The sequence below is a fragment of the Streptomyces sp. NPDC101225 genome (assembly GCF_044767585.1).
GTDB lineage: Bacteria > Actinomycetota > Actinomycetes > Streptomycetales > Streptomycetaceae > Streptomyces.
Genome location: NZ_JBIWOE010000004.1, coordinates 405,169 through 430,578, shown reverse-complemented (window position 1 = coordinate 430,578; position 25,410 = coordinate 405,169). Strand labels below are relative to the sequence as shown.

The window sequence follows — 25,410 nt, the reverse complement described above, 5'->3', positions numbered from 1 at the left end:
GGGCGACACACACGAGAGCGGAACAGCCAGGAGGAATAACCCCGGCCGTTCACAGCGTCCTCGCTGTGTATTTCTTCAAAGGAACCTCGACCATCAGACCATCACAGGACCGACGGACGGGGTATCAACATATCTGGCGTTGACTTTTGGCACGCTGTTGAGTTCTCAAGGAACGGACGCTTCCTTCGTACTCACCCTCTCGGGCTTTCCTCCGGGCGCTTCCCTTCGGTGTTTCCGACTCTATCAGATCCTTTTCCGATCCGATTTCCTCGGTGCTTTCCAGGTATCCGCTTTCGCGTTTCCCTTTCCGGCAGACCCGACTTTATCAGAAGTTTCGAGCCGGACTGACCGGCCGCTCATTTCCGATGTGATCGGGAGGGGCTTCTTGGGAATCGAAGTTTCCGAGAAGCTGACAGACACTCACCGTTGCCGACCGGGTGAAACCCAGTTCCAGGCAACTGTTCGAATCTACCTCCCCGCCAGCGCCGTGTCAACGGCTCTTGCGGGGCGAAGAAGAGACTAACAGCTCAACAGGTGTGTACGCACATCAGGCGGCCGTCGGCACGGTGGCGCTGCGCTCCGCCGCCTCGACGTCGCCCGTCTCACCGCCTCGGGCCGCTCGGCCGCCCAGGACGAAGACGTAGGCGAGGAAGGCGACCTCCACGGTGACGCCGATGCCTATGCGGGCCCAGGTGGGCAGGCCGGACGGGGTGACGAAGCCTTCGATGGCACCCGAGACGAAGAGGACGAGCGCGAGCCCGATCGCCATGCCGATCGCTGCGCGGCCTTCCTCCGCGAGAGCGGTACGCCGGGAACGTGGGCCTGGGTCCACGAGGGTCCAGCCGAGGCGGAGTCCGGTGCCGGCGGCGACGAAGACCGCGGTCAGTTCGAGCAGCCCGTGCGGGAGGACCAGGCCGAGGAAGGTGTCGAGTCGGCCGGCCGAGGACATCAGGCCGAAGCCGACTCCCAGGTTGAGCATGTTCTGGAAGAGGATCCAGAGGACCGGCAGGCCGAGGAAGACTCCCAGGATCAGGCACTGGGCGGCGGCCCAGGCGTTGTTCGTCCAGACCTGGGCGGCGAAGGACGCCGCCGGGTGGCTCGAGTAGTACGTCTCGTACTGGCCGCCGGGGCGGGTGAGTTCACGCAGTTCACCGGGGGCGGCGATGGTGGCCTGCACCTCGGGGTGCGTACCTATCCACCAGCCCAGCACGATCGCGACGACGGTGGACAGGAGCGCGGTGGGCACCCACCAGCGGCGCGACCGGTAGACCGCTGCGGGGAAGCCGTGCGTCAGGAACCGCGTGACATCGCGCCAGGAGGCCCGTCGGGCGCCTGTCACGGCACTGCGCGCGCGTGCCACGAGCTGGCTGAGGCGTCCCGTCAGCTGAGGGTCGGGGGCGCTGGACTGGATCAGTGAGAGGTGCGTGGCCGTTCGCTGGTAGAGCGCGACGAGTTCGTCGGCCTCCGCTCCACTGAGCCGGCGCTGACGCTTGAGGAGCGCGTCGAGGCGGTCCCACTCGGCCCGGTGGGTGGTGACGAAGACGTCGAGGTCCATCGGTCTGCCTGCTCCTCGGCTGTTCGTCGGCGGCGCGTCGTGGATTCAGCTTGTCGTACTGGGGCGCGATGCGCCCTCAGCTTGGCAGACTGATCGTTCGAAGGGCAGGCCAGGGGAAGGACGACGGGCGTGAGCGAGCTGGTGACGGGCGAGGCGGTGGCGCTGGAGTTGCGCCCGGCGAGATTGCCCAGCAGGGCACTCGCGGTATTGCTCGACCTGGCCGTGGCCGTGGTCGTCTACATCGTCCTGACCATCGCTCTCGTCGCTTCGACGGCGTCGCTGGACGACGCGGCGCAGATCGCGGTGTCCATCGCGAGCTTCGTCCTGGTGCTGGTGGGCGGACCCATCGCGGTCGAGACGCTCAGCCATGGGCGGTCCCTGGGGAAGATGGCGTGCGGGCTGCGGGTGGTACGGGACGACGGCGGTCCGATCCGTTTCCGTCATGCGCTGGTGCGGGGCGGGATAGGCGTCGTCGAGATCCTGATGACGTTCGGGGTCATCGCCTGTATCGCGTCGCTCGTGTCGGCTCGCGGACGGCGGCTCGGCGATGTGTTCGCGGGGACCCTCGTCGTACGGGAGAGGATTCCCGTGGCGCGGACAGGCTTCCTGCCTCCTCCGCCTCCCTGGCTGGCCGGGCGGTTCTCCCAGCTTGACCTGTCCGCGGTTCCCGACGGGCTGTGGCTCGCCGTACGTCAGTACCTGACGCGTATGCAGCAGCTGGACCCCCAGGTGGGCTGGGCGATGGCGGAGCGGCTCGCCTCGGATCTCGCGGCTCGTACGGGGACGCCGGTTCCGCAGGGCATTCCGCCGGCGGCGTATCTGGCTGCCGTGATGCAGGAGCGGCAGGCCAGGGAGGTCCGGCGGGCCGTCGCGAACGGATCGGCGGCCGTGGGGCCGGCTCCCGGCGGACAGCCTGCGGGTGCCGCGCCGCCGGCAGGTGCGCCGGGTTCCTACGGGCCTCCGGTCTGGTCTGCTCCGGCGGCGCCGGCCGCTCCCGTCGGGCGGACGGCTCCGGCCGCCGCCCAGGACGTGCCGCCGTCCGTCCCGCCCGCCGGTGAAGAGCCCGGCGGCAGCGGGTCGGGCGGGTTCGTGCCGCCCGCGTAGCCCGTACGTCTCGGTCGGCGGCCCTCAGGCGAACGCGGACGGCGGGGATTCGAGGTCTTCCAACTCGATGCCGGGCGCCGCGAGGACCACGTCGCCGGCGATGTGCACGACGTGCTGCTCGCCCGTGTCCAGGGCTGTGACCTGGTACTCGTCGACGGTCAGCGGGGCGTTGTCAGTGGCGTGTGCTTCTCTGTTCACCAAGGCCCAGGACTGGTCCACGGTGCGCGGGGCGAGGACGGGGTCCGTGAAGGCGACGAGGCGTACGCGGGTTGCCGTGGCGGAGGGGGTGAGGCGCAGGAGACGGGCAGTGGCGACGAGGAACGCGGGGGATGTGCCGGTGAAGGCGTGGGCGCGCACGTTGCCTTCGGTGGCATGAGCCCCGGTCGGGTCGGTACGGACCCAGGTGACACCGTCGAGGACGGCGCCACGGACCTGCCAGTCCATGGCGTGCAGTTCGAGGCGGATGGGGCGGCCGAGATCGTCGAGGGCGAGGTCGACCGAGCCGGCGTGGCCGCCTGACGGGTCGGTGAGCTGGGACACGTAGCGCCAGCCTGAGGGGCCGGGCGCGCAGTGGAAGTGTTCTTCCGCGAGGGGGGTGTGATCGTGCGGATCGTGAAGCGAATATCGGCCGCGGGGCATGAGGGTCCTGGGTCTTGACGGGGTGGTCCGGCCGCAGCGGCCAAAGGGGCAGGCCCCCGGCACGGGGGTGCGGGGGCCTGCCTCGGAGGAACGGCCGCCGGTGAGCGTGTCAGCGCACCGACGCGCTCACCATGGGCTGGTCCAGGCCGCTCAGTAGCGGTAGTGGTCCGACTTGTACGGGCCCTCGACCTGCACGCCGATGTACGCGGCCTGCTCGGGGCGGAGCGTGGTCAGCTTCACGCCGAGCGAGTCCAGGTGGAGGCGGGCGACCTTCTCGTCGAGGTGCTTGGGCAGCACGTAGACGTCGGTCGGGTACTCGTCGGGCTTGGTGAACAGCTCGATCTGGGCCAGGGTCTGGTCCGCGAAGGAGTTGGACATCACGAACGACGGGTGACCGGTGGCGTTGCCCAGGTTCAGCAGGCGGCCCTCGGACAGCACGATGAGCACCTTGCCGTCGGCGAAGGTCCAGGTGTGCACCTGGGGCTTGACCTCGTCCTTGACGATGCCGGGGATCTTGGCGAGGCCGGCCATGTCGATCTCGTTGTCGAAGTGGCCGATGTTCCCGACGATGGCCTGGTGCTTCATCTTGGCCATGTCGGAGGCCATGATGATGTCCTTGTTGCCGGTCGTGGTGACGAAGATGTCGGCCTTGTCGATGACCTCGTCGAGCGTCGTGACCTGGTAGCCGTCCATCGCCGCCTGGAGGGCGCAGATGGGGTCGATCTCGGTGATGACCACGCGGGCGCCCTGTCCGCGCAGGGACTCCGCGCAGCCCTTGCCCACGTCGCCGTAACCGCAGACGACCGCGGTCTTGCCGCCGATGAGGACGTCGGTGGCGCGGTTGATGCCGTCGATCAGGGAGTGGCGGCAGCCGTACTTGTTGTCGAACTTCGATTTGGTGACGGCGTCGTTCACGTTGATCGCCGGGAAGAGGAGGACGCCGTCGCGCTGCATCTCGTACAGGCGGTGCACGCCGGTGGTGGTCTCCTCGGTCACGCCGCGGATCTCGGAGGCGAGCTGGGTCCACTTCTGCGAGCCGTCCGTGATGGTGCGGTGCAGGAGCTCGAGGATGACGCGGTGCTCGTCGGACTCGGCGGTGTCGACGGAGGGGACCTTGCCGTCCTTCTCGTACTCGACGCCCTTGTGGACGAGGAGGGTGGCGTCACCGCCGTCGTCGAGGATCATGTTCGGGCCGCCGGTGGCGGTGCCCGGCCAGGTCAGCGCCTGCTCGGTGCACCACCAGTACTCCTCCAGGGTCTCGCCCTTCCAGGCGAAGACCGGGATGCCCTGGGGGTTGTCGGGGGTGCCGTTCGGGCCGACGGCGATGGCGGCGGCCGCGTGGTCCTGGGTGGAGAAGATGTTGCAGGACGCCCAGCGGACCTGCGCGCCCAGGGCGGCCAGGGTCTCGATGAGGACGGCGGTCTGCACGGTCATGTGCAGGGAGCCGGTGATGCGGGCGCCGGCCAGCGGCTGGGCCTCGGCGTACTCCTTGCGGATCGTCATCAGGCCGGGCATCTCGTGCTCGGCGAGGGTGATCTCCTTGCGGCCGAACTCGGCCAGCGAGAGATCGGCGACCTTGAAGTCCTGTCGGCTGTCGACAGTCGTCATTGCGAGCTGCTCCTCGGGGTTGGGACGAGGTGGGTACGGCTGGTCTGCACGGCGGAGCACACAGGGGTGCCCGAAGAGGACACTGGGCATGCCCGCGTACGCGCAGCGCAGTCCGTCGGAGGCCCTCTCTCCCTCGGCCGGTCCGCGGTGGGACCGCCCGACCGCCATCAGCAGCGACGTCTGGCTCCCATCCAAGCTACACCGGTCGGCCCGGCCTCCCCCAGTCCGCCTCCGAACGCAGCCCACCGATCACTGTCCACGGCGGGTGGGGACCGGGAGGGTTCCGGGGCGCGATCCCGCCGGGGCGGCGCGTCTCGCCCAGGTCATCCGGCCGGTCCGCTCGGCGGCGAGGTGGCCGGTGGGGTCGCGGGCACCGCGGGCGTGCGGGACGCGGTCCCGCGCGGCGGGCCGGTCGTTGCGGTGCCGGGCGCGGTGAGTGGCGTGCCGGGTGCGGACCTTCGCGGCGAACGTATGCGGGTCTGTGTCAGGTGCGGCGGGAGTGTGCGCCGGGCTCCGCCGGGCAGGCGGGGCTTTCGCAACAGGCCGCGACAGTGCGGGGACCGCGTCCGTGCGGGGTGCGGGCCCCGGGCCGGCGGGCCGGTCGTTGCGGTGCCGGGCGCGGTGAGTGGCGTGCCGGGTGCGGACCTTCGCGGCGGACGTATGCGGGTCTGTGTCAGGTGCGGCGGGAGTGCGCGCCGGACTCCGCCGGGCAGGCGGGGCTTTCGCGACAGGCCGCAACGGTGCGGGCACCGCGTCCGTGCGGGGTGCGGGCCCCGGGCCGGCGGTTCACTGCGGGCCGCTAGCCTCTGCGCGGCGCGGAGGTTCCGCGTGGGGAGGGAGTGGTGATGAGCAAGGCCCGCAAGCTGGGCATATGGGCGGGGGTGCTGGGGCCTCTGGGGCTGGTGACGGTGATCGTCGCGCTCGCGAGCGCCTGGACCGGCTACCACGGGACGACCGTGGCCAGCGAGAGCATGTCGCCGACCTACACCCAGGGGCAGCGCCTGGTGTACGAGCGGATGGACGGGACCGGGGTGCGGCGGGGCGACGTGGTGCTCTACACGGCGCCGGATCGCTATGCGGGCGCCGGCGTCCTGCAGCGTGTGATCGGCGTGGGCGGCGACCACGTCGTCTGCTGCACGGGGGAAGGCGACGACGAGCGGCTGCTGGTGAACGGCAAGCCGCTCGACGAGCCGTACGTGTCGGACGGGATCGCCGACGGCATGCACCGGCCGTACGACGTGAAGGTGCCGAAGGGGCGGCTCTTCATGCTCGGTGATCACCGGACGAACTCGAGGGACTCGCGGTTCTTCGCCGACGACCACGGCGGGACGGTGCCGGTGAGCGCGGTCGAGGGACGGGTGACGGACGACTACACCGGGCTGAAGTTGCTCGGGTTGGCCGCCCTGGCCGGGCTGCTGGCGGCGCTCACCGGGCTCGGGCTGGGCATCGCGGCCGTGGCCGTGCGCAAGCGGGTGGTCGTGCCTCCTCCCCCGCCCTGGGCCGTGCAGGTGTGACGCAGGGGCCCGCCGAGCGATCGCCGGGCCCCTTCGCCCGTGCTGCGCGGCGGTGTCAGTGACCGGCGGGGTGCGGCGCCGGGCCGCCCGGCGTCGCCTCGCGGTCCGGGCCCTTGGCGGCCTCCGCCTCGCTGTAGATGTCCGGTTCGAGGTAGATGACGCGTGCGATCGGGACGGAAGTGCGGATGCGTGTCTCGGCGGCGTTGATGGCGGAGGCGACCTCGGCGGCCGTGTCGTCGTGCTGGACGGCGATCTTGGCGGCGATCAGCAGTTCCTCCGGGCCGAGGTGGAGCGTGCGCATGTGGATGATGCCGGTGACCGTGTCGCCGTCTACGATGGCGTCCTCGATCTTCCTGACCTCCTCCACGCCCGCGGACTCACCGAGCAGGAGGGACTTGGTCTCGGAGGCGAGGACGAGCGCGATCATGACGAGCAGGACACCGATGCAGACCGTGCCGATGCCGTCCCAGACGCCGTCACCGGTGAGCAGCGCGAGGCCCACGCCGCAGAGGGCGAGCACCAGACCGATGAGCGCGCCGAAGTCCTCCAGCAGGACGACGGGCAGCTCGGGGGCCTTGGCTCGGCGGATGAACTGCGACCAGGAGAGCTTGCCCCGCAGTTCGTTCGACTCCTTGATGGCCGTTCTGAAGGAGAAGCCCTCGGCGACGACCGCGAAGACCAGGACGCCCACCGGCCAGTACCAGTGCTCCACCGCGTGCGGGTGGCGGATCTTCTCGTAGCCCTCGTAGATGGCGAACATGCCGCCGACGGAGAACAGGACGATGGAGACGAGGAAGGCGTAGATGTAGCGCTCGCGGCCGTAGCCGAAGGGGTGTTGCGGGGTCGCCTCCCGCTCGGCCTTCTTTCCGCCGATCAGCAGCAGGAACTGGTTGCCGGAGTCGGCGAGCGAGTGGACGCCCTCGGCGAGCATCGACGACGAACCGCTGAACGCGAACGCAACGAACTTCGATACCGCGATCGCGAGGTTGGCGCCGAGTGCCGCCACGATCGCTTTGCTGCCGCCTGACGCGCTCATGTGTTCGCGATGTCCCTTCGCCTACGTGCCCTGCGCCGGCCGGGCCCTCGCCCGCGGCTTTTGCCCGTCCTTTGCCGGTGGGTCATTCTTGCAGCCCGCCTCTGCGACGGCGTCTCAGGTGTCCACACCCCCGGTCATACGATCACAGTGGCACGGTAGATCGTGCCCGCTCCGGAGACTTCGGCCCGCTCGCCCGCCGGGACGAAGACCGAATGGCCGGGGCGCAGTTCGTGCCCGTCCGCCCGCACCGTACCGGCCGTGCACAGCAGGATCTGCGGGGTGTCGCGGGTGAGGTCGTGGGTGCTTCCGCCTTCGGGGAGGACGTACCGCGACAGCCGGAACTCGTCGATCGGCGTCTCGTAGACCTCCTCCCCGTCCGGTGCCGCCTCGGGGCGCAGCACGCCGGGGTCGCCCGCCTCGAAGCGGACGACGCGCAGGAGTTCGGGGACGTCGACGTGCTTGGGCGTCAGGCCGCAACGCAAGACGTTGTCGGAGTTGGCCATGATCTCGACGCCGAGGCCGTTCAGGTACGCGTGCGGGATGCCGGCGCCGAGGAAGAGGGCCTCACCGGGCTGCAGGCGCACGTGGTTGAGGAGCATGGCGGCGATGACGCCGGGGTCGCCCGGGTAGTGGTGGGCGATGTCCGCGTAGGGGGCGTACGCGCCGCCCAGGCGGGTGCAGGCGGAGGCGGCGGCGGTGACCGTGCGGTGCATCTCCTCGGGGTCGGCGGTGAGGACCGCCGTGAGGACCTCGCGCAGGGCGGCGTCCTCGGGGTGGGCGTGCAGCAGGTCGACGTACGGCTTGAGGGAGTCCACGCCGAGGCCGGCCAGCAGGCCGGCCGCCCCGAGCGGGTCGCGGAAGCCGCACAGGCCGTCGAACTCGGTGAGGGCGCAGATCAGTTCGGGCTTGTGGTTGGCGTCCTTGTAGTTGCGGTAGGGGGCGTCCACGGGGATGCCGCGGCGCTCCTCGTCCTCGTACCCCTCCTTGGCCTGCGCCAGGTCGGGGTGGACCTGGAGGGAGAGCGGGGCGCCCGCGGCGAGGATCTTGAGCAGGAAGGGCAGCCGGGGACCGAACTTGGCGACGGCCGCCGGGCCGAGCTCCTTCTTCGGGTCCGCGTCGACGACCTCGGCGAGCGTGCCGCGCGCGGTGCGTGAGGGTGCGCCCGGATGGGCGCCCATCCACATCTCCGCCTGCGGTTCACCGCTCGGTTCGACGCCGAGGAGGGCGGGGATGGCGGTGGCGGAGCCCCAGGCGTAGGGGCGGATGGTGTTGTCCAGGCGGTCCATGCGGATGCGGTTCTTTCTGCCGGTTCTCGGGGCGGACGGCTTCTCGGTGCGGACGACGTCCCGGTACGGACGGCGCCTCGTCTTCGCGTGCCGTGTGTACGCGTCGTGCTCGTGTGGCGCACGTGCTCGTCGTGCTCGTGTGGCGCACGTGCTCGTCTGCGTACGTCCTGGTCCGCGGACGTGCTCGTCCTCATGTGGCGTACGGCGGTCAGGGGGTCGGCGTCAAGATCAGGCGCCCGAGGCGAGCGCCAGGTAAACGGCGGCGAAATCCGTGATGGCGATCAGTTCGGCGAGGGTCTCCAGCTCGGCGCCCGGTTCCGGCTCCAGTTCGCTGATCGGTGTGTCGTGGCTGAGGGCCAGGTCGCGGGCGGCGGGGGCCGCGGTGAGGCCGCCGATGGGGCGGTCGCGCAGCAGCACCACACGCGCGTGCAGCGCGGGCGCCTCGTCCACCCGGTCGCGGAAGAAGTCGTCCGGGTCGGCGCTGGCGGCGAGCGGGCCGGCCAGCAGGGCGCTGTGCGCGGCGAGCGCCTCGGGGAGTTCGGCGACGACCGCCGGGCGGCCGGAGAGCTCCGCCAGGGCGGCGGCGAACCGGCGGCCCGCGGGGCCGGCCGAGACCCCCTCGGTCCACACCACCGGCAGCGAGTCGGTGAGTTCGGCGGCGAGCGTCTTGGCGGGGTTGCTGTAGGTCGCGATGGCGGGACCGCAGCGTTCGGCGATCTGGTCGAGGCGGTCGGCGACCTTCTCGACGGCGTCCGGCGGCGCGCTCAGCAGCCCGGTGCGGTCCAGGAGGGCGAGCAGGGGCGTGAGCAGCGCCCACAGCACGCCGGGGGCGGATGCGGCCAGCTCCTCCTCGTCGAGTTCGTACGGCGCCGTCGCCATCGGTACGAACAGGCCGTGGGCGCCGTCCACCGCCTCCGTGAGCGGGGTGCCGACGGGGGCGACCGCGACGACCGTGCAGCCCCGGCGGTAGGCGGCTTCGGCGAGCAGGGACAGACCCGGCTCGGTGCCGTCGGGGGTGGCGATCAGCAGCAGGTCGACCGAACCGGCCCAGCCCGGCAGCTCCCAGCGCAGGGCGCCCGCGGCGGGGGCCACGCCGGTGGGGGCGAGCCGGATGACGGGGCTGCCCGGACCGGCGAGCGTGCCGAGGAGGTCGGCGGCGCAGGTGGCGGCGGCGCCGGGTCCGGCGATGAGGACGGCGCGGGGACGGCCGTCGGGCTTGAGGTCGCCGACGCCCGCCTCGGCGGCGTGGCGCGCGGCCGTGCGCACGCGGGCACCGGCCTCGGCGGCGCCGCGCAGCAGGCCGCGGCGGTCCGACTCCGCGAGGGCCTCGGGGGCGTCGAGCAGCGATTCGTCGAGCATGGGCGGCAGCCTCCGATCGCCGGGGGTCTTCGTGTGCGCGTCGACGCAGGGGCGCCGTCGGTGCCCCGGGGCGTCACGCGCGGGTGGTGGGGCCCGGCGTCACGCGGGGCGGCGGGCCTCGTCCACGAGCAGGACGGGGATGCCGTCGCGGACAGGGTAGGCCAGGCCGCAGTCGGCTCCGGTGCAGATCAGCTCGGACTCCTGCTCCTTGAGGGGAGCGTGGCAGGCCGGGCAGGCGAGGATCTCCAGGAGGGCGGCTTCGAGCGGCATGGGGTGTCCCTTCGAGCGGGTTCGCGTGCGCTTGCTTCGGCGTGCGGTCGTGCGGATGTGCCTGGTCAGGGTACCGCCGTGGGGGGGCGGGGCGGGGTGGTGCCTGTGGACGGCGGTCTCCGCTGCCGGGGGGTCGCGGAAACGCGCCCGCGGAGGGCCGGACATCACGCCCGGATGATCGCCAGCGCCTCGTCGCGGATCTTGGTCATCGTCGCCTCGTCGCGGGCCTCCGCGTTCAGGCGCAGGAGCGGTTCGGTGTTGGACGGGCGGACGTTGAACCACCAGTCGGCGGAGGTGACCGTCAGGCCGTCGAGTTCGTCGAGAGTGACGTCCTCGCGGGCGCCGTAGGCCGCCTTGACGGCTGCCAGGCGGGCGGCCTGGTCGGCGACGGTGGAGTTGATCTCGCCGGAGCCGGCGTAGCGGTCGTACTCGGCGGTGAGGGCGGACAGCGGGCCGGCCTGGCCGCCGAGGGCCGCGAGGACGTGGAGGGCGGCGAGCATGCCCGTGTCGGCGTTCCAGAAGTCCTTGAAGTAGTAGTGGGCCGAGTGCTCGCCGCCGAAGATCGCGCCCGAGGTGGCCATCTGCTCCTTGATGAAGGAGTGTCCGACGCGGGTGCGGACCGGGGTGCCGCCGTGCTCCCGGACGACCTCCGGGACCGTCCACGACGTGATCAGGTTGTGGATGACCACGCCCTGCCCGCCGTTGCGCGCCAGTTCGCGTGCGGCCACCAGGGCCGTGATCACGGACGGGGACACCGGGTCGCCGTGCTCGTCGATCACGAAGCAGCGGTCCGCGTCGCCGTCGAAGGCGAGGCCGATGTCCGCGCCCTCCTGCCGGACACGCCGCTGGAGGTCGACGAGGTTCGCCGGGTCCAGGGGGTTCGCCTCGTGGTGCGGGAAGGTGCCGTCGAGTTCGAAGTACATCGGGACGAGGGTCAGGGGCAGGCCCTCGAACACCGTGGGGACGGTGTGCCCGCCCATGCCGTTGCCCGCGTCGACGACGACCTTCAGCGGGCGGACGGAGCTCAGGTCGACGAGGGAGCGGAGGTGGGCCGCGTAGTCCGGCAACGTGTCGCGCCGCGTGATCGTTCCCGGCCGCGCGGCCGGTTGCGGAGCGCCCGACTCCGTCCACTGCTCGGCCAGTTCGCGGATCTGCGTCAGGCCCGTGTCCTGGCCCACCGGCGCCGCGCCCGCGCGGCACATCTTGATGCCGTTGTACTGCGCGGGGTTGTGCGAGGCCGTGAACATCGCGCCGGGCAGGTCCAGCGCGCCCGAGGCGTAGTACAGCTGGTCGGTCGAGCACAGGCCGATCTCGGTCACGTCGGCCCCCTGCGCGGCCGCCCCGCGCGCGAAGGCGCGCGAGAGGCCGGGCGAGGAGGGCCGCATGTCGTGGCCGACCGCGATCGCGCCGGCGGCGGTCACCCGGACGAAGGCCGCGCCGAAGAGTTCGGCCAGCGCCTCGTCCCACTGGTCCGGGACCACCCCGCGCACGTCGTACGCCTTCACGATCCGAGACAGATCAGCAGCCACGGCCAACCCTCCTGAAAGTCCTGTCGGTCGCCCCAAACTACCCGTACGGGATGTCCGTGCGCTGCGCGCACTGCGCGGGGAGTCCCGGAACGTAACCTCAGGTCAGGACCGGGGGCGGGACGGGGAGGAGCCGGCCGCGCGGGACGGCGTCAGGGCAGCATCCACGACAGGACCGGTGAGCTCTGGGCCATCACGATCAGGCACATGACCAGCAGCAGGCCCAGGCTCCACGGCAGCACCTTGCGCAGCAGGTCCCCCTCGCGGCCCGCGAGGCCCACGGCCGCGCACGCGATGGTGAGATTCTGCGGAGAGATCATCTTGCCGAGGACGCCGCCCGAGCTGTTGGCCGCGGCCAGGAGCGCGGGAGACAGGCCGGACTCGCGCGCGGCGGTCACCTGCAGGGCGCCGAACAGGGCGTTGGACGAGGTGTCCGAGCCGGACACCGCCACCCCGAACCAGCCCAGGACCGGCGAGAGGAACGCGAGGCCCGCGCCGGCCGCCGCGACGAAGTGGCCGATGGTGCCCGCCTGTCCGGAGAGGTTCATGACGTACGCGAGCGCGAGCACGGACGTCACGGTCAGGATGGCGAACCGCAGCTCGTGCACGGTCGCCACCCACTCCCGGGCCGCCACGCGCGCGTGCATGCCGAGCACGACGGCCGTCAGCACGCCGGCGATCAGCACGAGCGTGCCGCCCGTCGAGACGACCGGCCAGGTGAAGACGTTGCCGCCGACGGGCTTCCCGTCGGGCCCCGCGACGTCCAGGAACGGCCAGTCGTACGTCTGCGTCGCCCTGGCCAGCCAGTCCTTGACCGCCGGGATCTGCGCGACGGAGAAGACGACGACGATCAGTGCGTACGGGGTGTAGGCGCGCAGGACTTCGCTGCGCGGGTCCTCCTGGTCCAGCTCCTCGTCCCGCGAACCGGTCAGCACGGACGCGCGTACGGACTCGGGGGCGGGCACGCGCGCGTGCGGTACCGCGACCAGGGCGGCCGCGCCGGTCAGGGCGGCGCCGATGTCGGCGAGTTGCGGGGAGACGTAGTTGGAGGCCGCGAACTGGACGACGGCGAAGGCGACTCCGCACACCAGGGCGGGCAGCCAGGCCTCCCGCAGGCCGCGCCAGCCGTCCACCAGCCAGACCAGGACGAGCGGTACGACGAGGGCCAGCAGGGGCGTCTGACGGCCCACCACCGAAGCCACGTCGTCCAGCGGCAGCCCCGTCACCTGAGCGAGCGTCACCACCGGTGTGGCCATCGCGCCGAACGCCACCGGCGCGGTGTTGGCCACCAGGGAGACCACGGCGGCGCGCACCGGGTCGAAGCCGAGCGCGACGAGCATGACCGAGCAGATCGCCACCGGCGCACCGAATCCCGCGAGGGCCTCCAGGAGCGCGCCGAAGCAGAACGCGACCACGAGCGCCTGGATGCGCGGATCGTCGGACAGCCGCCCGAAGGAGCGCCGCAGGACGTCGAAGTGACGGGTGCGGACGGTCATCCGGTACACCCACAGGGCGTTGACGACGATCCACAGGATGGGGAAGAGGCCGAACACGGCCCCCTGGGCGGCGCCGGAGACCGTCTGGTCGAGCGGCATGCCGTATGCCAGCCAGGCGACCAGAACGGCCGCCAGAAGGCCCGTCAGGCCCGCCAGGTGCGCCTTCATGCGCACCCCGCCGAGCAGGACCAGGACGATCAGCAGGGGCAGGGCCGCGACGAGTGCGGACAGGCCGAGCGAGTCGGCGACGGGTTCCAGTTCCTGGACGTACACAGGCGCCTCCCGGACTTCCGGCATGCGGAAAGCGATTTCCCGCCGGTACGGAATGGTCGTGTCCGCGACAAGGAGGCGTCAATGCCTGTGCACCACTGAGCGAAACGTGCACGGAACGCACACGAGAGAGGGGTGAGCGGCCGGGAGGGCGCGGTCAGTTGTCGGGCGAGCGCAGCACGCGCAGGTGGCCGCGGCGCGCGACCTCCATCGGGTCCGCCCCGCGCCCGCCGCCGCCCGCACCGGCCGCCCGCTCCTGGGGGCGGGCCGCCTCGCGCACCGCGTTCGCAAGCGCTTCCAGGTCGTCGCCGCTCGGACGGGCCGGCGCGGAACCGTCGAGCAGCCGCACGACCTCCCAGCCGCGCGGGGCGGTGAGGCGCTCGGAGTGCTCGGCGCACAGGTCGTAGCAGTGGGGTTCGGCGTAGGTGGCGAGCGGGCCGAGGACCGCGGTCGAGTCGGCGTAGACGTACGTCAGCGTCGCAACGGCGGGACGGCCGCAGGCGGTGCGCGAACAGCGACGTACAGGGCTCACGACGTTGGACGGTACCGCACTCTTGAGCGGGCCGCGACGACTCTCCCCCAGGTCACTCCACCGTGTCGTACTGTGAATCACCCCACACACCATCCCAGCATCACCTGGCTGACCTGCGAGGACGCGCATTCGCAGGGCTTCGGGCGACGCCCCGTCCGGTCAACAGTCCATACAAACACCGTCATTTGCCCCGTGATCGCCGGTCTCGGAGGATACGGAATCGAGCCCAACCTTGGCTGGAATGGTCATCCTGTGACAGGCCGCCCCGAGTGGCCGGAGGGCGACCGGCACGCCGTGCGGGGCGCGGCGTGCGGCTGCGGCGAGGACTACGCTTCGTCAGTGATGGACAACCCCGTACCGCCCCGTGTCGCCGGCCCCGGGCCCCGCCGTCGTGATCGCCACGGCCGGGGCATGCGCGGCCCGATCGCGCCGCCCCAGGTGCCGCTCGCCGCGAGCCGTGCCGATGCCTTCGCGGACCTGGTGCAGGACTCCGTGGAGCGGCTGGAACGGCGGTGGCCGCAGCTCGCCGACATCGATTTCCTCGTCCTGGAGGTGCCGCGTCTGGACGGCCCCGGGAGGGCCTGGAACGACGAGGCGGTGCCGCTCGGCGGCACGATTCCCTCCCGGGAGGGACGGCCGGCGCGGGTGGTCGTGTACCGGCGGCCGGTGGAGATCCGCACGAAGGGCCGGGACGAGCGCGCGGCGCTCGTGCACGAGGTCGTCGTCGAGCAGGTGGCCGAGCTGCTGGGGCTGACCCCGGAGACCGTGGATCCGCGCTACGGCGAGGACTGAGCGGGGCCGGCCGATCGCCCGGCCCGCCCGGCACGTCGGGGCCGCCGCCCCGGTCGCCGTGGCCGTCACTTCTGCAGCACCGACAGATCCTCGTCCGCCCGCGGTACCGCGACCGTCCCCCGGTCGTCCGGCAGTGTCTGGACCGTGAAGCCCAGGACACCCTCCACCTTGGCCGACAGGGTGCGGGCGCCGTAGACCGGGCCGCCGGACAGGGTCTCGACGGTCAGCGCGTACGTGCCCTTGAGGCCGGCCGGGACCGGGGCGTCGACGTCCTGGGTGGTGCCCGCCTTGATCGTGTACGTCTTGGAGGCCGCCGTGCCGCCCTCGCTGCCCGCGGAGGCGGTGACCTTCACCCGGGCGGTACGGGTGGGGGCCGTGAGGGACAGCGTGGAGCCCTTGCCGCTGTTGTCGGCCGCCGTGGCGCGCGTGCCCACCGGGCTCGTGGCCGGGATGAAGGCCGTCTCCTGGTCGGCGCCCTTGCCCCGTACGACCCGCACCGCGGCGACGACCGGCACGGACCCGGCGGTCGGCGTGAGGACCAGCGAGCCCGCCTCGCCGCGGGTGACCGGGCCGAGGTCGACGGCGGTGGTCATGCCCGACTTCAGATGCAGGGTCTCGTTCCCGGCCGGGGTGATCGGGCCGGACGGCGAGGCGAGGCGCACCTTCAGATCCGCGTCCGCGTCACCGGGCGTGAACGCGATCAGGCGCACGGAGGTGGCGTCCTTGGGGATGCCGGGCAGGACGAGGCTGCCCGCCGGGTCCGTGGACGGGGCCAGCCAGTCGCCGCCGAGCTTGTCGTCGAGGGACTGCACGGCGGCGCCCACCCGCCCGCTGCGGACGTTCACGTGCACCGTGAGGTTGGTCTGCTTCTCGTCGGTGAGCGTGGACAGCAGGACCGGGTCGGAGGAGTGCGGCGGGACCGTGATGCCCTCCCCGACCGCGGAGTCGAGGCTGCCGTCCTTGCCGTAGAGCTCGATGTCGACGACGGCGGCGGAGTCGTCGGGGTTGGTCAGGTGGACGTAGTCGGTGCGGGAGGCGTCCGTGCTGGCGCCCGGGAACCAGAACGAGGTGTCCGGCGCGCTGCAGTTGAGCCCCTGGAGTCCGCGTCCGCTGCCCGCGGCGACCTCGGTGGTCTCCTGCACCGTCCAGCCGGGCGCGTACCCGCCCTCGGCGGTGCCGACGTAGGCGGGCGTGTCGGAACCGGAGGTGTCGCCGGTGACGGGCTTTCCGGGCACCTTCGGGCTCAGGACCGGCTTGGCGGCCTTGCCCGCCGAACCGGCCTTCTTCTTGCCGCCCTTCTTGCCGTCCGTCTTGCCGCCGGTGCCCGAGGCGTCGGCCGACTGCTCCGTGGCGGCCCGCAGTTCGCCCTTGCCGCCGCTCGAGGCGCCCTTGGTGACGGGCGTGAACGACGTGTATGTCGTGTCGGCGATGTCGGAGGTGCTGGGCACCGGGCAGAGCAGGCTGGTGCGCTCCACCGGCAGTTCGGCGGCCGCCTTGGCGGGGCCCGCGCCGGAGGCGCCCGGCGCGCCGAGCGCGGCGAATCCCGTGACGGCGGCGAGCGCGGCGGTGCCGGCGATCAGGGAGAGGGTGGTGCGGTTCACTGCTGACTCCCGTCGGGGCGCTCAGGGGCGTGCGGCTGCTGCTGCGCCGGGTCGTACGCCGGGTCGTAGCCCTGCTGGTACGACGGGTCGTAGGCGGTCTGGTCGTACGTCCCCTGGGGCGCGTTGCCGTATCCGTAGGGGTCGTACTGGCCGCTCTGGTACGGGTCCGCCTGGTAGGCCTGGTCGTAGCCCGCCGGGTACTGCTGGGCGTCCTGGTACTGCTCGCCGTAGCCGTTGTGGTCGGCTCCCGCGTAGGTCGCCGGGTCCCACTCGTCGTAGGACTGCTGCTGCGGGATCGCGACGAGTGTCTCCTCCTCGGCGGGAGGCGGGAACTCCTCGGCGCTCGCCGCCTCCTCGGCCTCCGCCTGGGCGCGCAGGCGGCGGGCCCGGCGGCCCTCGCCCGCCATGGCCTCGGCGGGGACCGCCGGCTCCTCGGGGAGGTCGTCGTCGATGTCGCGGCGCCGGCCCGGAAGGGCCAGGACGACCAGGACGACGGCGAGCAGACCCTGCGCCCACAGCCACGCGGTGTGGGTGATCGGGTCGTCGAAGGTGACGTCCAGCCGGCCGCCGGACGCCGGGAGGCGGAAGCCCTGGGCCCAGCCGTCGACCGTGGTGCGGGTGAGCGGCCTGCCGTCCAGGGTGGCCGTCCAGCCCTCGTCGGCGGTGTCGGCCAGACGCAGGACGCGGCCGTCCGCGCCGGACGGGACGGTGGTGTGGATCTCGACCGGTCCGGCCGCGACCGGCAGCGCCGTACCGGAGCCGGAGGCGATGGTGGCGCGCGCGACCTCCTGGTCGACCCGCCACAGGGCGCTGCCCCCCTGCTGGCTCAGCCGGGTCAGGCCGGGGGTGGCGTCCAGGACGCGGGTGACGTCGCGGGGCGCGCCCTTGTGGACGAGGACGTACCGGACGGCGAACTTGCCCAGCTGGTCGGCCTGGTCGGCGCCGGAGCCGGCGACGAGGTTGGCGACGACCTTGTCGAGGCGGCCGTTGCCGCCGTCCGCCGCGGCGGCCTCCGCGTCACCGAGACGGGCGCCGGAGCCGCGGACCAGGCTGTAGGCGACGCGGGCCGCGGAGTCGCTGTCGAGCACGAGCGTGCGGGCCTGGTCACGCGTGCCGCTCTCCTCGGCGACGAACGCGGGCACCTGCACGGGGTCCTGCCGCTCGACCGGCCCGTCGGCGCCGCGGATCATCCAGCCGAAGGCGAGGAGCAGCGGGCCCGCGACCGAGGCGAAGGCGATCAGCGCGGCCACCGGCTGGCGCCAGCCGAAGCTCTGCTCGGCCACGCGCGTGCGTGCGCCGTCGGCGCCGAGGGCGGCGGCGGCCAGCAAGGCGATGCCGTAGACGAGGGTCGCGGGACCGGCCCACGCCGACCTGTTGGAAAGGACCGCGAAGACGAGCCCCACCAGGGCGGCCGCCCAGGCCGTCCAGACGGCGAACTGGCGCTCCGAGCGCAACAGGGCGGCCAGGGCGGCCAGCACGATGCCGATGAGCATCAGCCCGCTGACCGTGCCCGGGCCTCCGGGGCTCGCGCCGAGCAGGTCGAGCGCGGAGGCGGACGAGGGGCCGTAGTCGAGCCCGGCCTCCTTGAAGAAGCCGAACGGCAGCAGCGACAGCGACCAGGGCGCGAGGACCAGCAGCGGGGTGCCGAGCTGGGCCAGGAAGCGCAGGCCGCGGGCGGGCAGGTCGGTGCGGCGCAGCGCCAGCAGGGCGATGCCGAGGACCAGGGCGATCGGCCACACCACCGGCGTGAACGCCGTGGTGACCGTCAAGAGCAGGGCGTACGCCCAGGTGGCGCGCCAGCTGCCGCGCGTGCCCGAGCTGTTCGCCAGACCGGCGGCGGCGACGCCCGCGCGCGCGATCAGCGGCAGCAGGACGGCCAGCACGGCGGTGCCGATGCGGCCGCCCGCGAGCGCACCCGTTGCGGCGGGCAGGAAGGCGTAGACGACGGCCGCCCACGCGCGCAGCAGGCGCGACTCGACGAGCGGGCGGGAGGCGAAGTACGCGGTGAAACCGGCCAGCGGCACCGAGCACACGAGCAGGACCGTGACCGCGAGCCCGGTCGAGCCGAACAGCACGGAGGCCAGCATCGCCACGATCGCCAGGTACGGCGGCGCGGACGGGGTGCCGCCGGCGCCCACGGCGTGCCAGGAGTCGGCGTAGCGCGACCACAGGTCGCCGGCGTCGGCCGGGGCGGGCAGCAGGGCGCCGCCCGCGAGCGCGCCGCCGCCGAGCAGCTGCCGGCAGGCGACCAGCGAGACCAGCAGCAGCACCAGGAAGAGCATCGGGCCCGGCTTGCGGCCGATGCGCTTGAGGCGGGCGAACTGCTCGATCTCCAGGAACTCGGCGTCGTCGCCGCCGGGTCCGGACTCGACCGCGCCGCCGTGCCGTCCGGCGCCGGAGGCCGCTTCGGGGTCCGAGCGGCCCACCACGTTGCCCGCGACCTGCTCCACGGTGGCCCGCACGGTCGCGCCGGGCGGCGGGAACAGGGCGCGCAGCTCGTCCTTGTCGATCTGCGGACGCCCGCGCCTGCGCCGTCCGGCGATGATCCGCTCGGGTCGCAGCAGCGTGCCGAGCAGGCCGCGGATCTCGTCGACGGCCTGTCCGGGGACCTTGCCGACGAGGTAGGCGAGGGTCCGCAGGAGGGTGCCGAGCACCAGGCGCAGCAGCACCCAGGGCAGCACGGCCGTACGGGCGTTGACCAGGAGAGTGTAGACGGCGCCGGCCTTGTCGACCTTGTGCGGGGAGGCGGCGGTGCGGCCCACGCAGTCGACGGTGCGGCGCTCGCGGGAGGACGCCTCGGCGTGCCGTACGACCGCCTCCGGTGCGATCAGGACGCGGTGGCCGGCGGCGTGCGCGCGCCAGCACAGGTCGACGTCGTCACGCATCAGGGGCAGCCGGCGGTCGAAGCCGCCGAGCTGTTCGAAGACGTCGCGGCGGATCAGCATGCCGGCGGTGGACACCGACAGCACCGTGCGCACGTGGTCGTGCTGGCCCTGGTCCTGCTCCCGGCGGTCCAGACCCGTCCAGCGGCGGCCGGAGTTGGCGATGCTGACGCCGACCTCCAGGAGCTGGCGGCGGTCGTACCAGCCGCGGAGCTTGGGGCCCACCACGGCCACGTCGTCGCGGCCGAGGTCGAGTTCGTTCTCCACGACGCGCAGCAGCTCGGCCAGGGCGTCGGGTTCGGGGGCGCAGTCGTCGTGCAGCAGCCACAGCCACTGGACCGGTTCGCCGTGCGGCAGTTCCGGCAGGTCGTAGGCGTCGTCACGCCAGGAGCGGGTGACCGGGTCCCAGCCGCTGGGCCGCTTCAGATAGGGCAGCTCCTCCGGCGTCAGCACGGGGGCGGTGCGGGCCGCTTCCTCGACGGCCTGGCCGAAGCCGGTGCGCCGGGCGAGGTGCAGGACGTGGTCGGCGCCGAGGGCCTCGGTGACCAGCTGCGCGGAGGCGTCGGCGCTGCCGGTGTCGGCCGCCATGACGGACTGGACGGGGCGCTCCTGGCCGAGCAGCCCGGCGAGCACGTCGGGCAGCCAGCGGGCGCCGTCGTGGGAGACGACGACCGCCGTCACCACGTGACGCGGGAACTCTGGAGTGGCAGCGACGCCTTGCTGGGCTGCCGTGTGGCTGTGCACGGACATCGAGGTACGGGCCCCGGTTCGATGGACTGCGGTGGGCGTCTGTGCCCCTTGGGGGCCACGAGGCGCCTCGGACGAGCGACCACACTATCGGCTGGGCATGGCGGCGGCCCGCCGCCTGTGGATAACCCACCTGCGACGGGCCGTTCGCCTACGGAGGAGTACGGAGGAGTACGGAGCCTTCGGGTCAGACGGCGGCCTTCTTCAGGCGGCGCCGCTCCCGCTCGGACAGGCCGCCCCAGATGCCGAAGCGCTCGTCGTTGGCAAGGGCGTACTCGAGGCACTCGGAGCGGACCTCACAGGCGAGGCAGACCTTCTTGGCCTCTCGGGTGGAGCCGCCCTTCTCGGGGAAGAAGGACTCGGGGTCGGTCTGGGCGCACAGCGCGCGCTCCTGCCAGCCGAGTTCCTCGTCCGCGTCGTCGACCAGCAGTTGCTGCACCAGCTCGGTCATGTGCGCCCCTCGTCTGTCTTTCGCGTCCCCGTGATGTAGCCGTTACCGATCCCGGCTGAACGACACGAGTGAAATTACAAGTGTGCTGCTCCGGGCGAGTCAAGCCGAGATCTGCTATTGGGCCCCTTATTCACTCTGCGGAACCAAGGCCATGCGGAAAGTGTTCAAATCGGCATAAACCTTGACACGCAGACGAGGCCCGCGAGGGCTGCCGACCCCGTGCAGAGCCTGTACGGGGAAGGACGCCCGTAGATCCGAACTCGTTCCACGCGCCTCCCGAAGCAAACCGGATCACAGTCGGATCACGGGATCGCAACGAGGCTTGTGCGCCCGGTTGTGCGCCATGTGTCCCGGCGGCCGCGAGCACAAACCTTTCACCTCGGACATGAACCGGATGAGGTGAACCATGTCCCACATGCCGGGCGCCGAGTTGACACTGAAGGGGTGAGCCGCTGTCCTTGGGGGCATGCTCGCGAACCCGGCACTCACCTCGACCCGCACGACCGGGTCCCACGGTGCTGCCCGCGCTCGCTGTAGCTGTTGTTGCTGTTCCAGCTGTTGAGCCGTACGCGCTCCGGCTGCCCTCGAGTCCGTCCCGACTCGGCTGCCGTCCCCTGCCCGACGCCCTGCCAGGGCATCCCTGCCGTCCGCGGTCCCGGCGGACGGCGTGCGACCCCAGCCAGCCCCCACTCTTCGCCGAGGAACCACCGCACCCCATGAACAGCGACAACGACCTCCAGATCGCCGGCGACATCCTCGAAGTCCCGCACCTGCTCCAGCCCCCGCGCGAACACCCGGCCACCGTCGCCGAGTTCGTCGGCCTGGCCCGCGCCGTCGCCGCGGACCGCCCGCAGTGGGAGCACCTCGTCGCCTACGACGCCACGACACGCTGGTACCACCGGCTGCGCACCGGCCCGGGCTACGAGGTGTGGCTGCTGTCCTGGGTGCCGGGCCAGGGCAGCGGACCGCACGACCACGGACGCTCCGCCGGTGTGCTGACCGTCCTGGACGGCACCCTGACCGAGCGCACCCGGCGGGGCACGCGCGCGCTGGAGACGGGCACGCAGCGGGTGTTCGCGCCCGGGTACGTCCACGAGGTGGTCAACGACGCGCTGGAGCCGGCGGTCAGCCTGCACGTCTACTACCCGGGCCTCACCGAGATGCCGATGCACACCGCGTGCACCGCGGCCCCGGTGGCGTACGGCGAGGTCGACGCGGTAACCGCCTGACGCGTTGTCCCACCCGCCTGTAAGACTGGGCCCCATGCGCATTGTGGTTCTGGCAGGCGGCATCGGTGGTGCCCGGTTCCTGCGTGGTCTCAAGCAGGCCGCGCCGGACGCGGACGTCACCGTCATCGGCAACACCGGGGACGACATCCACCTCTTCGGGCTGAAGGTCTGCCCGGACCTCGACACGGTGATGTACACGCTCGGCGGCGGCATCAACGAGGAGCAGGGCTGGGGTCGGGCCGACGAGACCTTCCACCTCAAGGAGGAGCTCGCGGCCTACGGCGTGGGGCCGGAGTGGTTCGGCCTCGGCGACCGGGACTTCGCCACGCACATCGTGCGGACCCAGATGACCGGCGCCGGCTATCCGCTCAGCGCGGTCACCGAGGCACTGTGCGACCGCTGGAAACCGGGCGTGCGGCTGATCCCCATGACGGACGACCGGGTCGAGACGCATGTGGCCGTCGAGGTCGACGGCGAGCGCAAGGCCGTGCACTTCCAGGAGTACTGGGTGCGGCTGCGGGCGTCGGTGCCGGCCGAGGCGGTCGTGCCGGTGGGCGCCGAGCAGGCGAAGCCGGCGCCGGGGGTGCTGGAGGCGATCGCGGAGGCGGACGTCGTGCTGTTCCCGCCGTCGAACCCGGTGGTCTCCATCGGCACGATCCTCGCGGTGCCCGGCATCCGGGAGGCGATCGCCGACGCGGGCGTGCCGGTCGTCGGCCTCTCCCCCATCGTCGGGGACGCGCCCGTGCGCGGGATGGCCGACAAGGTGCTCGCGGCGGTCGGCGTGGAGTCGACGGCCGCGGCGGTGGCCGAGCACTACGGCTCGGGGCTGCTGGACGGCTGGCTGGTCGACACCGTGGACGCGGGCGTGGTGGAGCGCGTCGAGGGCGCCGGGATCCGCTGCCGGGCGGTGCCGTTGATGATGACCGACCTGGAGGCGACCGCCCGGATGGCGCGTGAGGCGCTCACGCTGGCGGAGGAGGTGCGGCCGTCTTGAGCGAGGGGACCTCCCGGGGCGCCGCGCCCTCCGGCGGGACGCCCGGTTTCCGGGTCTGGGCCGTGCCCGGACTGCCCGAGGTGGCCGCGGGCGACGACGTCGCCAAGCTGGTCGCCGCCGCCGAACCGGGCCTCGCCGACGGGGACGTCATCCTCGTCACCTCGAAGATCGTGTCCAAGGCGGAGGGCCGCACCGTCGCGGGGGACGACCGCGAGGCCGCCATCGAGGCCGAGACCGTACGGGTCGTGGCGCGCCGCGGGAATCTGCGGATCGTCGAGAACCGGCAGGGCCTGGTGATGGCCGCGGCCGGGGTCGACGCCTCCAACACCCCGCCCGGCACGGTGCTGCTGCTGCCCGAGGACCCGGACGCGTCCGCCCGGGCCATCAGGGACGGACTGCGCGACGCCCTCGGGGTGGAGGTCGGGGTCGTCGTGACCGACACCTTCGGGCGCCCGTGGCGCTCGGGGCTCACGGACGTCGCGATCGGCGCCGCCGGTGTCCGCGTCCTGGACGACCTGCGCGGCGGCACGGACGCCCACGGCAATCCGCTCAGCGCGACGGTCGTGGCCACCGCGGACGAACTGGCCGCCGCCGGCGACCTGGTCAAGGGCAAGGCGGCCGGGCTGCCCGTCGCCGTCGTACGCGGGCTCGCGCACGTGGTGGCGGAGCACGACGGGGAGGGGGCGCGGGCCATGGTGCGCGGTGGACGGGACGACATGTTCCGGCTCGGGACGTCCGAGGCCGTACGGACGGCGGTGACCCAGCGGCGTACGGTGCGCGCCTTCACCGGCGAACCGGTCGACCCCGGTGCCGTACGCCGGGCGGTCGCCGCGGCCGTGACGGCGCCCGCGCCGCATCACACGACGCCGTGGCGGTTCGTGCTGCTGGAGTCCGAGGCCGCGCGGACCGGGCTGCTGGACGCCATGCGCGACGCCTGGATCGCCGATCTGCGGCGCGACGGCAAGAGCGAGGAGTCCATCGCCAAGCGGGTGCGCCGGGGCGACGTCCTGCGCAACGCGCCGTGTCTGGTGGTGCCGTGTCTGGTGATGGACGGCTCACACACCTACGGGGACGCGCGGCGGGACGGCGCCGAGCGGGAGATGTTCGTGGTCGCCGCGGGCGCCGGCGTGCAGAACTTCCTGGTCGCGCTCGCCGGGGAGCGGCTGGGATCGGCCTGGGTGTCGTCGACCATGTTCTGCCGCGAGGTCGTACGGGAGGCGCTGGCGCTGCCCGCGGACTGGGACCCGATGGGTGCCGTCGCGGTCGGGCATCCGGCCGGGGAACCCCGGCCGAGGCCGGAGCGGGACGCGGGGAGCTTCATGGAGGTCCGGTGACCCACGCGCGTGTGCGCCTAATCTCGTAGGGCCCCTTCCCTTTGCCCCACTTCCCTGTGCCCCACAGGGTTCCCCACGTCTCCCGGGACTTCATCCATGGCAGGACGGTTCGCTCCCCGGCCCACCCGTACGACGGTGCGGGGCGGGCACGTCGCCGTACCCGCGCGCGGCGGGGTGCCGCGGCAGGCCGCGGCACCGGGGCGGGTGCGGACGGTGGTGCCGCAGGCGCCGGTCGACCTCGGGCTCGTACTGGGGCCGCTGCGGCGTGGACCGGGCGATCCGACGTTCCGGGCGACACCCGACGGAGCCGTGTGGCGGGCCAGCCTCACCCCGGCCGGGCCGGGGACGCTGCGGGTCGCCGCGAAGGGCGCCGCCGTACGCGGTGAGGCGTGGGGGCCGGGGGCCGAGTGGCTGCTGGAGCAGTTGCCCGAGCTGCTCGGGGCGGCGGACGACCCGGACGCCTTCGCGCCCCGGCACCGGCTGGTGGCGCTCGCCCGGCACCGGCGGCCGGGACTGCGGCTGACGCGTACCGGACTGGTGCTGGAGTCGCTGATCCCGTCGATCCTGGAGCAGAAGGTCACGACGCTCGAGGCCTACCAGGCGTGGCGGCTGCTGGTGCGCAGATTCGGTGAGCCGGCGCCGGGGCCCGCGGCGGGCGGGCGGCTGTGGGTGATGCCGGGGCCGCGGACCTGGGCGCTGATCCCGTCCTGGGAGTGGCACCGGGCCGGCGTGGACGACAAGCGGGCGTCGACGATCCTGCGGGCCGTGCGGGTCGCCGCGCGGATGGAGGAGGCGGCCCGGATGGATCCGGCGGCCGCGCAGGCGCGGCTGGAACTCGTCTCCGGGATCGGCCCGTGGACGTCGGCGGAGACGGTGCAGCGCAGCCACGGGGCGCCGGACGCCGTGACCGTGGGGGATCTGCATCTGCCCGGCATCGTCGGATGGGCGCTGGCCGGGGACCGGGACGCGGACGACGCCATGATGCTGGAGCTGCTGGAGCCGTATGCCGGACAGCGGCACCGGGCGGCCCGGCTGATCCTGCTCAGCGGCCGGACACCGCCGAGACGCGCCCCGCGGATGCCGAAGGGCGACATCGGACGGCTCTGACCGCGGCCGCAGCCGCAGCCGGGGAGAACGGCACGGGGGCGCCGCGCCGGACGCCCCCGGGTGTGTGCCCTGGCGGCA

At 72.8% G+C, this 25,410-nt stretch carries 20 protein-coding genes; 7 read left to right on the top strand and 13 right to left on the bottom strand.

What is annotated here, in order from left to right:
* Positions 1 to 547 precede the first annotated feature (547 nt).
* Positions 548 to 1,555: a stage II sporulation protein M gene (locus tag ACIRPX_RS08755; protein ID WP_404190233.1), complete on the bottom strand. Its 1,008-nt coding sequence runs from the start codon at positions 1,553 to 1,555 to the stop codon at positions 548 to 550.
* A gap of 129 nt (positions 1,556 to 1,684) precedes the next feature.
* Between ACIRPX_RS08755 and ACIRPX_RS08750 the strand changes: the two genes are divergently transcribed.
* Positions 1,685 to 2,659 (top strand): RDD family protein, encoded by a 975-nt coding sequence (locus ACIRPX_RS08750; RefSeq protein WP_404190231.1) that lies wholly within the window; start codon positions 1,685 to 1,687, stop codon positions 2,657 to 2,659.
* A 24-nt stretch (positions 2,660 to 2,683) separates the two neighbouring features.
* Here the strand turns inward: ACIRPX_RS08750 and ACIRPX_RS08745 are convergent, their stop codons facing one another.
* Both ACIRPX_RS08745 and ahcY read right to left on the bottom strand, forming a co-directional pair.
* Positions 2,684 to 3,298, bottom strand: a complete 615-nt coding sequence (locus tag ACIRPX_RS08745) for a hypothetical protein (RefSeq protein ID WP_404190228.1) — start codon at positions 3,296 to 3,298, stop codon at positions 2,684 to 2,686.
* Between the two features lie 150 nt (positions 3,299 to 3,448).
* The gene (ahcY, locus tag ACIRPX_RS08740; RefSeq protein ID WP_404190225.1) at positions 3,449 to 4,906 is read right to left on the bottom strand and encodes an adenosylhomocysteinase; all 1,458 of its coding nucleotides are present in this window, start codon (positions 4,904 to 4,906) and stop codon (positions 3,449 to 3,451) included.
* 845 nt (positions 4,907 to 5,751) lie between these two features.
* Between ahcY and lepB the strand changes: the two genes are divergently transcribed.
* On the top strand, positions 5,752 to 6,420 hold the full coding sequence (gene lepB / locus ACIRPX_RS08735) for a signal peptidase I (protein ID WP_404190223.1): 669 nt from the start codon (positions 5,752 to 5,754) through the stop codon (positions 6,418 to 6,420).
* A 55-nt stretch (positions 6,421 to 6,475) separates the two neighbouring features.
* Here the strand turns inward: lepB and ACIRPX_RS08730 are convergent, their stop codons facing one another.
* The 7 genes from ACIRPX_RS08730 to ACIRPX_RS08700 form a co-directional block, all read right to left on the bottom strand.
* Positions 6,476 to 7,456, bottom strand: a complete 981-nt coding sequence (locus ACIRPX_RS08730) for a cation diffusion facilitator family transporter (protein ID WP_404190220.1) — start codon at positions 7,454 to 7,456, stop codon at positions 6,476 to 6,478.
* Positions 7,457 to 7,590: 134 nt separating this feature from the next.
* Positions 7,591 to 8,742 carry a mannose-6-phosphate isomerase, class I gene (manA, locus tag ACIRPX_RS08725; RefSeq protein WP_404190218.1) on the bottom strand — a complete coding sequence of 384 codons (1,152 nt, stop codon included), beginning with the start codon at positions 8,740 to 8,742 and terminating at the stop codon, positions 7,591 to 7,593.
* A gap of 228 nt (positions 8,743 to 8,970) precedes the next feature.
* Entirely contained in the window at positions 8,971 to 10,101 is a 1,131-nt protein-coding gene (locus ACIRPX_RS08720; RefSeq protein ID WP_404190216.1) for an SIS domain-containing protein, read from the bottom strand.
* 99 nt (positions 10,102 to 10,200) lie between these two features.
* Positions 10,201 to 10,371, bottom strand: coding sequence for a Trm112 family protein (locus tag ACIRPX_RS08715; protein ID WP_016436309.1), 171 nt, complete (start codon positions 10,369 to 10,371; stop codon positions 10,201 to 10,203).
* Positions 10,372 to 10,535: 164 nt separating this feature from the next.
* Positions 10,536 to 11,900, bottom strand: a complete 1,365-nt coding sequence (locus ACIRPX_RS08710) for a phosphomannomutase/phosphoglucomutase (RefSeq protein ID WP_404190213.1) — start codon at positions 11,898 to 11,900, stop codon at positions 10,536 to 10,538.
* Between the two features lie 149 nt (positions 11,901 to 12,049).
* On the bottom strand, positions 12,050 to 13,666 hold the full coding sequence (locus ACIRPX_RS08705) for an L-lactate permease (RefSeq protein ID WP_404190281.1): 1,617 nt from the start codon (positions 13,664 to 13,666) through the stop codon (positions 12,050 to 12,052).
* A 154-nt stretch (positions 13,667 to 13,820) separates the two neighbouring features.
* Complete coding sequence (locus ACIRPX_RS08700; RefSeq protein ID WP_404190210.1) at positions 13,821 to 14,288, bottom strand: DUF3499 domain-containing protein; 468 nt, start codon at positions 14,286 to 14,288, stop codon at positions 13,821 to 13,823.
* A 249-nt stretch (positions 14,289 to 14,537) separates the two neighbouring features.
* On the opposite strand from ACIRPX_RS08700, the gene ACIRPX_RS08695 reads away from it, so the two are divergent.
* Positions 14,538 to 14,987, top strand: coding sequence for a metallopeptidase family protein (locus tag ACIRPX_RS08695; RefSeq protein WP_384267198.1), 450 nt, complete (start codon positions 14,538 to 14,540; stop codon positions 14,985 to 14,987).
* Between the two features lie 65 nt (positions 14,988 to 15,052).
* On the opposite strand, the gene ACIRPX_RS08690 is transcribed toward ACIRPX_RS08695, so the two are convergent.
* The 3 genes from ACIRPX_RS08690 to ACIRPX_RS08680 form a co-directional block, all read right to left on the bottom strand.
* Positions 15,053 to 16,588, bottom strand: coding sequence for a DUF5719 family protein (locus tag ACIRPX_RS08690; protein ID WP_404190207.1), 1,536 nt, complete (start codon positions 16,586 to 16,588; stop codon positions 15,053 to 15,055).
* Positions 16,585 to 20,220, bottom strand: a complete 3,636-nt coding sequence (locus tag ACIRPX_RS08685) for a glycosyltransferase (RefSeq protein WP_404190205.1) — start codon at positions 20,218 to 20,220, stop codon at positions 16,585 to 16,587. Before ACIRPX_RS08685 ends, ACIRPX_RS08690 begins: the two co-directional genes overlap by 4 nt.
* A gap of 184 nt (positions 20,221 to 20,404) precedes the next feature.
* Positions 20,405 to 20,668 (bottom strand): WhiB family transcriptional regulator, encoded by a 264-nt coding sequence (locus ACIRPX_RS08680; RefSeq protein WP_003975777.1) that lies wholly within the window; start codon positions 20,666 to 20,668, stop codon positions 20,405 to 20,407.
* 716 nt (positions 20,669 to 21,384) lie between these two features.
* Between ACIRPX_RS08680 and ACIRPX_RS08675 the strand changes: the two genes are divergently transcribed.
* The 4 genes from ACIRPX_RS08675 (at position 21,385) to ACIRPX_RS08660 (ending at position 25,332) form a co-directional block, all read left to right on the top strand.
* Positions 21,385 to 21,897, top strand: coding sequence for a cysteine dioxygenase (locus ACIRPX_RS08675; protein ID WP_404190202.1), 513 nt, complete (start codon positions 21,385 to 21,387; stop codon positions 21,895 to 21,897).
* A gap of 34 nt (positions 21,898 to 21,931) precedes the next feature.
* Entirely contained in the window at positions 21,932 to 22,891 is a 960-nt protein-coding gene (gene cofD, locus ACIRPX_RS08670) for a 2-phospho-L-lactate transferase (RefSeq protein WP_404190199.1), read from the top strand.
* Positions 22,888 to 24,225 carry a coenzyme F420-0:L-glutamate ligase gene (locus ACIRPX_RS08665; RefSeq protein WP_404190197.1) on the top strand — a complete coding sequence of 446 codons (1,338 nt, stop codon included), beginning with the start codon at positions 22,888 to 22,890 and terminating at the stop codon, positions 24,223 to 24,225. Before cofD ends, ACIRPX_RS08665 begins: the two co-directional genes overlap by 4 nt.
* Before the next feature lie 96 nt (positions 24,226 to 24,321).
* Positions 24,322 to 25,332 (top strand): DNA-3-methyladenine glycosylase family protein, encoded by a 1,011-nt coding sequence (locus ACIRPX_RS08660; protein ID WP_404190194.1) that lies wholly within the window; start codon positions 24,322 to 24,324, stop codon positions 25,330 to 25,332.
* The last annotated feature ends 78 nt before the right edge of the window (positions 25,333 to 25,410 follow it).